The following is a 13394-nucleotide window of genomic DNA, read 5'->3' on the forward strand; positions in this document are numbered from 1 at the left end:
TTAGCTAATTATTTGTGAATTTATGTATAAATTTGGCTAAGCAAACTCAGCCAAATTTTAAGTTATAGAAGTAGCAAAACCCACAGGTCACAAAGCAACCTGTGGATAATATTAGAATTTGTAGTTATAGCCTACATAAGCACCATAACTTGTTGCTTTGTCGATTCCGTCAATACCTGTTTTTGTATAATCGCTTTTTACACCAAATTCAATCTCATTGCTTTTGTCAATTTCATAAATTCCACCAAGTCTTACACCTACTACAGCACCGGCACTTGTTTCAGAGCCATTTTCTGAGAAATCATATCCTAGCACTTTACCATTTCCTTTAATCTCTGCTTTTGTTATAGCTAAACCAGTATAAGCACCAAGAACTGCTTTGAAGCTTTCAGTAATAGATGGAGTATAATCAGCGCCAACTAGGAAGTTATGAGATTTCCAGCTCATTTCTACATCGATGTTTCCACCAGGTCCTGCAAATGAATAATCTTCGCTAGCTTTAGTTCTATAAGAGTATCCACCCCAAACTCTAAAGCTACCAAAATCTTGACCAGCTTTAAGACCAAATTCAAATGCACCGTCTTTTGGATCGCTAAATGTATCACTTAGTTCGCTATCTAAACTTACTTTGCTTTGGTTAAAACCACCTTCTAAACCAACAAATGCTCCCTCAGCCAGTGCTGCACTACTTGCTAAAGCGCTCACTAGAAGAACTTTAGCTCCAAATTTTGCTATGTTTGCCATAGAAATCCTTTTAAAATAAATTTTGATACGTCCTTTGACGCACCAAAATTTATTATATTTCAAAAAAAAAAAACGGCTTAAACAAAGCAAAAAGTCCGAAAAAATGGAGATTCGTGCTACTAAAAGTAACATAAAAAATATACTATTAAAATAGTCTTAATAATACAAATTATAAATGAAAATTTGAAATAAATTTAAGTATTGTTTAAAAGCATTTAAATAGAGTTTATAAAACAAATTTAAAAAAGTGGAAATAAATAAGATTGATCTGAATTTAGAAGTAAATTTAAAGCGTGTTTAACGCAGCTTTAAAGCCACGTTAAACGCGTTTGAATGGATTATTTTTTAGGTGAAGTCATGTTTTCAGGTACAACCCATTCATCGAATTGCTCAGAAGTAAGAAGACCCAAGTTTATAGCCTCTTCTTTTAGAGTTGTTCCGTGTTTGTGTGCTGTTTTTGCTATTTTAGCTGCATTTTCGTATCCGATATGTGGATTTAATGCAGTTACTAGCATAAGACTTTCGTGAAGAAGTTTGCTGATTTTTGCTTCATTTGCTGTGATACCTACAGCGCAATTATCATTAAAACTTACCATTGCATCGCTTAGCAAGCGGATACTTTCAAGCAAGTTGTGAGTAAGAACTGGCTTAAATACGTTTAGCTCGAAGTTGCCTTGGCTAGCTGCCATTGCCACGCTTACGTGATTTCCCATGACTTGGACTGCTACCATTGTCACAGCTTCGCATTGAGTAGGATTGACTTTACCTGGCATGATAGAGCTTCCTGGCTCGTTTTCAGGGATATTTATCTCGCCGATTCCACATCTTGGACCACTTGCTAGCCATCTTACATCATTTGCGATTTTCATTAAATTTGCTGCTAAGCCATTTAACGCACCGCTCAAAAATACCTCTGCATCGTGGCTTGTTAAGCCGTGGAATTTATTTGGATGAGATTTAAATTTGAACTCAGTTTTTGTTTGCTCATTTAAAACTTCACTTACCATAGGGCTGAAATCTGGGTGAGAGTTTAGTCCAGTTCCTACAGCAGTTCCGCCAATTGCAAGCTCTTCTAAGAATGGCATAGCAGCCAAAACTTGAGCTTTGCTAGCTTTAAGCATATGAGCATATCCGCTAAACTCTTGACCTAGAGTAAGTGGAGTAGCGTCTTGCAAGTGAGTTCTACCGATTTTTACTATGCTTTTAAACTCATTTGCTTTTGCTTCAAGTGTAGCTAAAAACTTATCAATAGCTGGGAAAAGTTGTTTTTGAAGCTCTAAAACAAAAGCAATTCTCATCGCAGTTGGATAAGTATCGTTTGAGCTTTGACCTTTGTTTACATCGTCATTTGGGTGGACTAGTTTTTTTACTCTGAAATCCTCGCCAAGTATCTCTGTAGAGCGGTTTGCGATAACTTCATTTAGGTTCATATTTGATTGAGTACCACTACCTGTTTGCCATACTACTAACGGGAAGTTGCCGTCTAGTTTGCCACTTAGTATATCATCGCAAGCTTGTTTGATAGCGTTTGTTTTAGCATCATCAAGTCTGCCAAGTTTATTATTTACGATTGCACACGCTTTTTTAAGATGAGCAAAACCCTCTATAACTTCGCTTGGCATAGTGCCTTTGCCGATTTTGAAGTTTTCTAAACTTCTTTCAGTTTGAGCACCCCAATACTTATTGTTTGGGACTTTTATCTCGCCCATAGTATCTTTTTCTATACGAAATTCCATATGTGTTTCCTTTCAAAAAAATAAATTGGGTGATTATATCATTTAAATTTATAAATATAATTTAAATTTATAAAATTAAATCACAAAATTTGCTATACAATTTATTAAGCTAAATTTAGATAAAATCTAGCATTTTTTAATCAAATAAGGAAATTTAATGGCTGATTTTTATAACGCAAAAGAAATCGAAGAAAAATTTTATAAAATCTGGGAAGAGCGTGGGTATTTTGAGATAGACGGCAACAAAGAAATAGCCCAAAATGGCAAAAACTTTTGTATCATGATGCCACCACCAAATGTAACTGGAGTGCTTCATATAGGGCATTCGCTTACTTTTACTTTGCAAGATATAATGACTCGTTATAAAAGAATGGACGGATTTAAAACACTATGGCAGCCAGGACTTGATCACGCTGGTATCGCCACTCAAAACGTCGTAGAAAAGCAACTTTTAGCTAAGGGAATCACTAAAGAAGAGCTAGGGCGTGATGAGTTTCTTAAAAAAACTTGGGAATGGAAAGAAAAAAGTGGCGGAACAATAGTCCATCAAATGCGCCGCCTTGGTATCACTCCAGCTTGGAGTAGAGAGCGTTTCACTATGGATGAAGGGCTTAAAAACGCTGTAAGAAAAGCCTTTGTAAACTTATACAATAAAGGCTTGATAGTACGCGGAAATTATATGGTTAATTGGTGTACGCATGATGGTGCATTAAGTGATGTAGAAGTCGAACATAAGGCAAATAAAGGCAAACTATACTATATAAAATATAAAATTCTAGGTAACAGCAATGTAGAAAATTTAGCTGAAGTATCTTGCGATGAATTTGCCAAATTTGATAACCAAAATGATAAGGCGAAGTATCGTGCTGTAGATGTGGTAAATTCGAACGCCGTGCGAATGAGTCGCACTAATGGTGCGTCGCAGTGCAGCACAAGTGAGAATTTATCTCAGATGCAGTGTAAGACAAGCCGTTATGTGATAGTAGCGACTACGCGTCCTGAGACCTACTTTGGCGATACTGCTGTTATGGTAAATCCAAACGATGAAAGATACAAGGATTTAGTGGGTAAATTTGTCGAGCTTCCTATCATAAATCGTAAAATAGAGATCATCGCCGATGAGCACGTTGATATGGGCTTTGGTACTGGCGTGGTTAAAGTCACTCCAGCTCACGATACAAACGACTACGAAGTCGGCAACGCTCACAATCTTGAGTTTATCACAGTTTTTGATGAAAAAGGCATATTAAATGGCGAATGTGGCGAGTTTAAGGGCTTGGAGAGATTAGAAGCTAGAGATAAAGTAGTAGCAAGACTTGATGAGCTTGGCTTCATAGAAAAAATCGAAGACTACGAAAACCAAGTTGGGTATTGCTATCGCTGCAAAAATATAGTCGAACCATACATTTCAAAACAATGGTTTGTCAAATCCTCTATCGCTGATACTGCCATAGCTAAAGTCAATGAAGGCGGGGCTAAATTCTACCCAGCCCACTGGATAAATAGCTTCAATGCGTGGATGAGAGAGCTAAAAGACTGGTGTATTAGCCGCCAACTATGGTGGGGACACCAAATCCCAGTATTTTACTGCGAGTGTGGGCATGAGTGGGCAGATGAGTGCGAGAAGCCAGCGTCTTGTCCAAAATGTGGTAGCACTAAATTTACCCAAGATCCTGATGTGCTTGATACTTGGTTTAGCTCTGGACTTTGGCCGATGAGTACTCTTGGCTGGGGCAATGGCGACGCACTTAAAAATAAAAAATGGTTTGAAAACGACCTAAAAGATTTCTACCCAAATACAATGCTGATAACTGGCTTTGATATACTATTTTTCTGGGTTGCAAGAATGATGTTTCAAAGCGAAAACGCTCTAAGCGAGCTTCCGTTTAAAGATATCTATCTTCACGCACTTGTCAAAGACAAAGACGGCAAAAAAATGAGCAAAAGTAGCGGAAACGTGGTCGATCCATTAACCAAAATCGATGAGTATTCAGCTGATATTTTGCGTTTTACAGTAACTCTTCTTTGCGTGCAAGGTCGTGACATCAGACTAAGCGAAGAAAAAATGGTGCTAGTAAGAAACTTCACAAACAAGCTTTACAATGCTAGTAAATTCCTGCTTCTAAATGCAGATAAATTTAATGACCTTGATGAGAGTAAAATCGGCTCAAAGCTTGGTTTATACATGCTTAGCCGATTTAAAACTTGCGTAAATTCAGTAAGAGAAAATTTAGACGCATATAGATTTAACGACGCCGCAAATGAGCTATATAAATTCCTTTGGGATGAATTTTGTGACTGGGGAATTGAGCTTAGCAAAGCCGATAAATCAAGCATTCCAGAGCTTGGAATGATATTTAAAGAAAGCATGAAACTACTAAGTCCATTTATGCCATTCATCAGCGAGTTTTTATACCACGAGCTAAGCAGCACTTGCCTAGAAAACAGCAAATCAATCATGATAATGCCATACCCAAAACAAGGCAAAGAAGATGAGCAAATAGTAAATTTATTCAACCTTGTCATAGAAGCAATAGTAAGCATTCGCCGTGCAAAAGCCACAATCGAGCTTGGTAATTCAAAAATAAGCAAAGCTTATGTAAAAGCGTCTTGCGATCTAAGCGAGGCGATAAACTATATCAAACTACTTGCCAAATGCGAAGAAATCGAGTTTGTGAGCGATATAGTGCCAAACTCAGCGCGCGATGTGAGCGAAAATCTAGAAAGCTTCGTGCCACTTGCTGGCGTGGATACGACTGCTATCATTGCTCGTCTAACTAGCCAAAAAATAAAGCTTGAAAAAGAGATTTTAAAACTAGAAAATATGCTTGGAAATGAAAAATTCGTCGCAAACGCACCAGAGCAAGTCCTAGCTACAAACCGCGAAGGCCTAGCAACTGCGAAGGCTAAATTTGAAAAAGTAGTAAGCGAGTTAAAAACTCTTGGTGAATTTAATTAAAGGATTAAATATGAACTTCATTCGTTTGATTTTAGTTGGGCTGGTTTTTGTCGCTACAATGTCTGCAAAAGATATAAATGTAGTTATTTTTTTAGCTGATAAAGTTAAATTTGATAGTGCTTTTACTATCACTAGCGGACTTCAAAAAACACTTCAAAAAGATGAAAAAGCTGATATTGAGCTTGTTCTAGGTGGAAGTGCTGTTGAGATATTTGCTAGTAAATCAAAAAAAAGATCTAGCTATGCAAGAAAAAATAAAAACATTAGTCGCTATGCCAAACATAAGAGTCGTAGCTTGTCAAGGCGCTATGAAAAGAGGCGGCATAGAAGAAGCTTGGCTTGTTGATGGTGTAAAAACAGTCAAAGCAGCTCCAAGAGAAGTTGTGCTAAAGCAGCTTGACGGATACGCGGTGCTACACCCATAAAAAGGAACTTGTATTGATACAAATCTCAAATTTAAAAAAATATTACGGCAAAAGTCTTATCATAAATGATGTAAGTGCCACCATAAATGATGGTGAGATTTTTGCTATCGTCGGACACAGTGGAGCGGGTAAAAGCACACTGCTTCGTTGCATAAACGGACTTGAAAGTTACCAAAGTGGCAGCTTAAAAGTAGATGGCAAAGAAGTTTGCGAGCTAAAAGAAAACGAGCTAAGAGAGTTTAGAAAAGATATCGGTATGATATTTCAGCATTTTGCTTTGATGAGTAGAAAGAGCGTTTTTGAAAACATCGCCACGCCACTTAGATTTTGGAAATACGATAAAGATTATATAGAAAAAAGAGTAAATGAGCTCCTTGAACTTGTCGGTTTAAAAGAAAAAGCAAACGCCTATCCTGGCGAGCTTAGTGGCGGTCAAAAACAACGCGTCGCCATAGCCAGAGCCTTAGCCTTAAAGCCCAAAATTTTACTCAGCGATGAAGCCACTTCAGCCCTTGATCCAAACACAACAAACCAAATCCTAGCTCTTTTACGCCAAATCAACGAAACTCTAGGCATCACGATAGTCATCGTCACGCACGAAATGGAAGTGGTAAAAAGCATAGCAAGTAGAGCGATTTTACTTGAAAATGGCGTCATAACCAATCAAGGCAGTATCATCGATCTATTTTTAAAACCAGATAAAAATATGCAAAAATTCCTTGGCGAAGAGGAGATTTTGCCACAAACTGGAGTAAATATAAAGCTATTTTTCCCTCCAAAAGTCGCATTCGATACAGTCATCACAAGCATGGCAAGAAGCCTAAATATGGACTTCAACATAGTATGGGGCAAGCTTGAACGCCTTGATAAAAACGTCCTTGGCAGCCTTGTTATCAACATCAAAGAAGAAGATGAGACAAGGGTCGAAGAGTTTATCAAAAACTCAGGCGTATTATACGAGATCGTAAAGGATAAAAAATGATACCAAAACTTCTACTAGAAGCCACTCTTGATACGCTTTATATGACCTTTGTATCGACATTTTTAGCCTTTGTCATAGGGCTTGGTCTTGCCATAATCCTAGTTCTTACCAAACCAAACGGACTTAAACCAAACAAAATAATCTTTGGATCACTTGATTTAGTCGTAAATGTGCTTAGAAGCTTCCCATTTATCATTCTTATCATCGTGCTTTTTCCTTTTACTAAATTTGTAGTAGGCACGAGTATCGGCACCAGCGCAGCTATCGTCCCACTTACTATTGGCTCAGCACCGTTCATCGCTAGAATAATCGAAAACGCCATGAACGAGGTCGATTACGGTATCATCGAAGCGGCTCGTAGCTTTGGAGCTAGCAGGTTTCAAATTTTGTTTAGAGTTATGTTCGTCGAAGCTCTCCCAAGCATCATAAACGCCGTCACTCTCACTCTCATCGTAGTTATCGGATTTACTGCTATGGCTGGCACTGTTGGTGGTGGTGGGCTTGGAGATGTGGCGATGAGATACGGATTTCAACGCTTCCGCCCAGATATCATGGCTTATACGGTTGTTATTTTGATCGTAATGGTACAAATCATCCAAAGCACAGGCGATTTGCTATATAAGATTACTAAAAAATAGATTGATTTATATTCCAAATTTGAGCTGATTTTTCATCTGTAAGATAAAAAATCTTTAGCTCAAATTTTGCGATGGCAAATCCCACTCTATACAAACTAAAATCTAAATATTTTTCTTACTATTATCAATAAATTTAATCAATCTATAAATATTATAACTATATAATTAAAGGTTAAAAACAAAAAGGAGTAAATTTGAAAAATACAAACAAAATTGCAATCTCGCTCATAGCTTCTTGCTTCATCGCTCAAGCGTCTTGGGGGGGGGGGAGTTCGATAGATGTATATGATGATGGTTTAGGATTAAAAATATTAGTTGATAGCAATCCCCCTTTCTTATATGACGGCAATGTTTATGGTAGCAATGCCAATAATATTAAGCCTATGAACAAGCCAGATGATAGTGGTAATACCTTAACCATAAAAGACACTATATCAAATAATGTTATAAATTCCTTACATGCTGGTCATGCTTATTACAATGATGTTGCCACAGCAAACTCAAATACAATGAATATAAATGGCTCCATTACTACTACAAAATATCTTGAAATACAAGGTGGAAATGTCTATACTAGTAACTCTAGCGGCGAGGCTAGCTCAAACAAACTATATATAAATAGAAATATAAAAAGCAACGATCTCGAAATCCAAGGAGGTAGCGTAAGAATCCATCTTGGCGATGCTAAAGCCAACTCAAACATAGTAAATATAAATGCCGATCTTGATACTACATTTTTCAGCAATAGTATAATAGGAGGCACATCTTGGGTAAATACTATCGGCAACGCCGATGCCTCATATAACACCGTAAATATAAATGGAAATATAAAATCCACTAAAGAAAATATAATACGAGGAGGATATGCCAATAGTTTTGAGACTGGAACAGCCACCGCCACAAACAACACTGTAAATCTTCTCTCAAATGCTAGTTTTACTGGTAGTACAACTATATCTGGCGGATATGCTTTTGTTAATTCTATTAAATCAACCTACCAAGATAACTTTGATAGCGTAGCTAAAGGCAACAAACTAAATATCTATAGTAAAAGCATAGAAGTAAAAAATATACAAAACTTTGAGTTTGTGAATTTCTACCTGTCAAACGATATAAAAGCTGATGATACTATCTTAACTCTTACTGATACAATAAGCACAGACTTGTCTAAATCAAGAGTCGGCGTCGGATTAATGAATGGTGGCACTCCAGCACTAAATGTAGATGATAAAGTAACTCTAATAAGTAATCTAAATGGTATACTAGCCCCTACAAATATGACAAATAATATTTCAGCTATGCAAGGTATTTCACAAGTATATGATTTTGAGCTTTCTACTACTGATGACGATGACAATCCTACTAATGGAGTAAAAAGCATTGTCGCCACAACAATTAAAAAATCAACCAACGAAAAACAAAAAGCCATAAATGAAGGAGCAATCTCAAGCTCACTAAGTGCTGTATCAAGTAGTGAGCAAGTAGATAGTGCGTTAAATGCTATAAATTCTTTAAGCTTTAATGGTTTTGGTGAAGCTAGTAGTGGAAGTATGGGAGCAAGTAGTATTAAAAGTAATACAGGAAGCTATGTAGATTCTAATATGATAGGACTAATAGCCACTATTAGTAAAAGAGCAAATGATAGCTTTATATATTCAGCATTCTTTGAAGCTGGATATGGTAAGTATGATAGCTTTAATAGCTTTGATAGTGGAGATATAAAAGGAAGTGGAGATAACTCATACTTCGGGTTTGGTCTTATGAGTAAGACTAATCTAGTAAATAACTTCTATATAGATAATAGTATTAAATTTGGTCAAGTTAAGAGTGATTTTAAAAGTGATGATTTTGGAGATAGTAGCAATAAGATAAGTGCTAGCTTTGATTCTAAAAGAGCTTATTATGGATTATCTCTTGGAGTGGGTAATATAATAGAACTTGATAATAGATCAAATTTAGATATCTATACAAAGCTATATTATACTAGAGTAGGAAGTGATAGTGTAGATATGAGTACTAATGATAAATTTAGGCTTGATACATTTAACTCTTTTATAGCTAAGCTTGGAGCTAGATATAATTATGAACTAAAAGAGAGTACTACTTTATATACTGGGGCAGCTTATGAATATGAGTTTGATGCTAAACAAAAAGGATATAATCTAAGCTATAACTATGAGATAGATCCTACTGATATGCAAGGAAGTAGTGGGAGCATTGAAGCTGGTATCAAACTAAAACCACTTACAAATAGTGATAGACTTACTCTTGATCTAGGAATCAAAGGATTAAGCGGTAAGAAAGAAGGTGTGAGTGGTAATGTAGGGATTGAGTGGAGGTTGTAATAACTGACAATCATTTAATATTTATAGATTTAGAAGATGATTTATCTTCTAAATTTGATTGCTGAAGTATTTGTGGTAATCTCTCAAATTCACGCAGTGAATTTGCATTAAATAGACAGGCGTTAGCCCCAACTGGGAAAGGGGTTGGGGGTTTAAGGGATAGGGGAAAACTGTTTGGATGCAAATTTAGAGTTTTCCCCTGTCCCTTAAGAGAAAAAGATTAAATTTATTTGTAAAAAAGTTGCTACACTTGCGTACAGGTTAATAAATCCACTATGTAAATTTGAGAGATTGATTCACTTCGTTCGCAATGACAAATAAGTTAAATTTAATTTATCAAACTTTAATCAAAAATCTTATTTATCCTAAAATAATGATCTATCGCGCCGTTTCCTTGCCCTATTTTTATATCGGTTTTTAGGGCGTTTGAGACAAACTCTTTAGCTCTAGCCACCGCTGTTTTTATATCAAGATTTGCCCCTAAACCACAAGCTATAGCGCTTGATAGCGTGCATCCTGTGCCGTGAGTGTTTTTTGTCTCGATTCTTGGCGCTTCAAAGGTGCTAAACTCGCCGTTAGAGTACAAAATATCCACTGCGTTTGTCTCTAAATGACCGCCTTTTACAAGGACTGCACCCTTGCAAATTTGAGCCAAATTTAGAGCGGCTTTTTTCATATCTTCCACGCTTTTTATACTCATATTTGCAAGAACCTCAGCTTCTGGCAAATTTGGCGTGATGATGTCTGCTAGGCTAAAAAGCTCACTAACCACGCATTTTATGGCTTCATCGCTTATGAGTTTGCCGCCACTTGTAGCTACCATGACTGGATCTACGACGATATTTTTTGCATTAAATTTCTTCAGATTTATGCCTATTTGCCCGACTATAGCTTCATTTGAGACCATTCCGATTTTTACTGCATCAGGGATAATATCGCTAAAACAAGCCTCAATCTGAGCTGCCACGAAGCCAGCCTCCACGTCGCGCACTCCATAAACGCCCATTGTGTTTTGAGCTGTAAGTGCAGTGATGACGCTCATCGCGTACATTTTGTGAGCTGTGATAGTCTTGATATCGGCTTGAATTCCAGCCCCGCCACTACAATCAGACCCAGCGATAGTCAAAATCTTTTGCATATTTATCCTTAAATTTTTGATTATTATATCAAATTAGAGTTAAACTATCCTATTTTTATTTTATTAGTTTATTGTATATTATAATGGTTTATTTTAGTTAAATATACTTATAAGATATATAAGTCTTTATGCCCTTTTTATCATAAATTTATATGATATTTTATAAAACCATATAAAACTACTTGCATTATTAAAAACTTTTTTGTATAATACGCCAATTTATATTTAAAAAGGAGATAATATGAGAAAAATACTTGTTGGTGCATTAGTGGCTTCTAGCCTTATAAGTGCGGCACTTGCTGAAGTTATAAAAGTCGGAGCTACACCAGTTCCTCACGCTGAGATTTTGGAGTTTGTCAAACCAGAGCTTAAAAAAGCTGGATATGACCTAGAAATCAAGGTATTTAACGACTATGTTATACCAAATTTAGCCGTTGAAGATGGCGATCTTGATGCAAACTACTTTCAACATATACCATATTTGAATGAGTTTAATGCAAACAAAGGAACTCATCTTATAAAAACTGTCGGCGTTCATCTTGAGCCAATGGGCGTTTATAGTAAAAAAATCAAATCACTAAACGAGCTAAAAGATGGTGCAACTGTAAGCATACCAAACGACCCTACAAACGAAAGCCGCGCGCTTGATGTTTTAGTAAGTGCAAAACTTATCGAAGTCGATCAAAATGCCAAACTTCGCACTCCACTTGACATCACTAAAAACCCTAAAAATCTTAAATTTAAAGAGCTTGAGGCTGCAACACTTCCAAGAACTTTAGATGATGTAGAAATAGCAGTTATCAACACAAACTTCGCAATGAATGCGAATCTAAATCCAGTTAAAGACGCTCTTGTGCTTGAGAGCAAAGACAGCCCTTATGTAAATATCTTGGTTGTCAAAAAAGGTAATGAAGACAAAGCTAGTATAAAAGCTCTTGACAAAGCTCTAAACGCTGAAGGCGTGAAAAAATTCATCGCTGAAAAATACAAAGGCGCAATCGTTCCTGCGTTTTAATCAGTTAAATTTGGGTGAAACTCACCCAAATTTGCTTATAATCTAAATTTGCAATCCAAATTTACTCTCACTAAATTTACTCACCAAGATATCTTTTTAGATCTGCATTCGCATCGCCACTTATAAGACCAATTCCAAATTTATCCACTAAGAAATTTAATATATCTTCATTAACAAACTCAGGCAAAGTCGGCCCGATATGGACGTTTTTCACACCAAGATATAAAAGCGCAAGTAAGATTATGATAGCCTTTTGCTCCATCCACATAAGCACTATTGAAAGTGGCAGATCATTGATCGCTATGCCAGTAGCCTCGCTTAAAGCCATAGCGATTTTGACCCCGCCATTGCTGTCATTGCACTGACCAAGATCAAGATAACGTGGAATATTTGTGCCATCAATAAACCCAAAATCAACATCATTAAATCTAAATTTACCACAACTTGAAGTCAAAATCACGCAATCTTTTGGCAAAGATAGGGCAAGCTCTCTGTAATAATTCCTACTATTTCCAGGAGCGTCACACCCAGCTATCACGAAAAATCTTCTTATCTTGCCACTTTTTATAGCTTCTAAAATCTCACCAGCCATAGGTAAAACCGCCTTATAATGATGTCCTGTGACTATCGTCTCATCACTATCAAACCCACTCACATCAGGCAAGCTCAAAGCCTTAGCAATGAGTGGGCTAAAATCATCGCCGTTTATATGTGTCACGCCCTGCGTCCCAGCGATATCATAGCCAAAAAGTCTATCGCCGTACTCGCAGTTTTTGCGAAGTGGCACGATGCAGTTTGTACTCATCAAAATCGCACCCTTAAACTCATTAAATAGCTTAGTTTGGTCAAACCACGCCTTGCCGATATTGCCTTTTAGGTGGCTAAATTTATTTAGCTCTGGATAGGCATGAGCTGGAAGCATCTCTGAGTGAGTGTAGATGTTTATCCCTTTGCCATCAGTTTGCTCAAGCAGAGCTTTTAAGGCGTGGAGATTATGACCACTTACCAAAATCGCCTTGCCACTTGCTTTGTTTTGGCTTACTCTTACTGGACTTGGGATACCAAATTTGCTCGTATGGGCGTTGCTTAGGATATCCATGACTTCCACGCCACCCTTGCCTACTTCAAGAAGCTGAGCTATATGCTCATCAAAGTTAAAGTTCATATTTGTCAGCGTAAAATACAGCGTCTTAGAGATGATATCATCGACGCTTTTTGTATCAGCTCCAAGCTCGCTAGCGTGGTGACGATAAGCGCTCATGCCCTTTAGCCCAAAAATCATCATATCTTGAAGCCTTGCAAGAGTACTATCTTTACCGCAAGTTCCCATACTTTGCCCTTTGCTACCACAACCTCCTGGTGCGCTCATTTGGCACTGATGACAAAACATTTCTAATTCTTCTTTACTCATT

General features: G+C 37.0%; 10 protein-coding genes. 6 read left to right on the forward strand and 4 right to left on the reverse strand.

Translation table 11 applies throughout. From position 1 onward, the window contains the following. Positions 1-111: 111 nt before the first annotated feature. Entirely contained in the window at positions 112-744 is a 633-nt protein-coding gene (locus CIG1485E_RS05090) for a hypothetical protein (RefSeq protein ID WP_038454396.1), read from the reverse strand. 338 nt (positions 745-1082) lie between these two features. Further along, a complete protein-coding gene (gene fumC / locus CIG1485E_RS05095; protein ID WP_038454398.1) occupies positions 1083-2480 on the reverse strand; it encodes a class II fumarate hydratase in 1398 nt (465 codons plus the stop codon). A gap of 157 nt (positions 2481-2637) precedes the next feature. Here fumC and CIG1485E_RS05100 point away from each other — a divergent pair, with 157 nt between their 5' ends. From CIG1485E_RS05100 to CIG1485E_RS05120, 5 genes are all read left to right on the forward strand, one after another. Beyond that, entirely contained in the window at positions 2638-5439 is a 2802-nt protein-coding gene (locus CIG1485E_RS05100; protein WP_038454400.1) for a valine--tRNA ligase, read from the forward strand. Positions 5440-5681: 242 nt separating this feature from the next. Further along, positions 5682-5864: a hypothetical protein gene (locus tag CIG1485E_RS09415; protein ID WP_407637585.1), complete on the forward strand. Its 183-nt coding sequence runs from the start codon at positions 5682-5684 to the stop codon at positions 5862-5864. A gap of 13 nt (positions 5865-5877) precedes the next feature. Beyond that, positions 5878-6846 carry a methionine ABC transporter ATP-binding protein gene (locus CIG1485E_RS05110; RefSeq protein WP_038454402.1) on the forward strand — a complete coding sequence of 323 codons (969 nt, stop codon included), beginning with the start codon at positions 5878-5880 and terminating at the stop codon, positions 6844-6846. After that, on the forward strand, positions 6843-7484 hold the full coding sequence (locus tag CIG1485E_RS05115; protein WP_038454404.1) for a methionine ABC transporter permease: 642 nt from the start codon (positions 6843-6845) through the stop codon (positions 7482-7484). The genes CIG1485E_RS05110 and CIG1485E_RS05115 overlap by 4 nt, the downstream gene beginning before the upstream one ends. Before the next feature lie 194 nt (positions 7485-7678). Beyond that, on the forward strand, positions 7679-9829 hold the full coding sequence (locus CIG1485E_RS05120; RefSeq protein WP_038454406.1) for an autotransporter outer membrane beta-barrel domain-containing protein: 2151 nt from the start codon (positions 7679-7681) through the stop codon (positions 9827-9829). 343 nt (positions 9830-10172) lie between these two features. Here CIG1485E_RS05120 and thiD read toward each other — a convergent pair whose 3' ends face one another. Further along, positions 10173-10967 (reverse strand): bifunctional hydroxymethylpyrimidine kinase/phosphomethylpyrimidine kinase, encoded by a 795-nt coding sequence (thiD, locus tag CIG1485E_RS05125; protein WP_038454408.1) that lies wholly within the window; start codon positions 10965-10967, stop codon positions 10173-10175. Positions 10968-11208: 241 nt separating this feature from the next. Between thiD and CIG1485E_RS05130 the strand changes: the two genes are divergently transcribed. Next, the gene (locus CIG1485E_RS05130; RefSeq protein ID WP_038454410.1) at positions 11209-11982 is read left to right on the forward strand and encodes a MetQ/NlpA family ABC transporter substrate-binding protein; all 774 of its coding nucleotides are present in this window, start codon (positions 11209-11211) and stop codon (positions 11980-11982) included. A gap of 76 nt (positions 11983-12058) precedes the next feature. Here CIG1485E_RS05130 and hcp read toward each other — a convergent pair whose 3' ends face one another. Further along, complete coding sequence (hcp, locus tag CIG1485E_RS05135) at positions 12059-13393, reverse strand: hydroxylamine reductase (protein WP_038454412.1); 1335 nt, start codon at positions 13391-13393, stop codon at positions 12059-12061. Between the last annotated feature and the right edge of the window lies 1 nt (position 13394).

The sequence above is a fragment of the Campylobacter iguaniorum genome (assembly GCF_000736415.1).
Classification (GTDB): Bacteria; Campylobacterota; Campylobacteria; order Campylobacterales; family Campylobacteraceae; genus Campylobacter; species Campylobacter iguaniorum.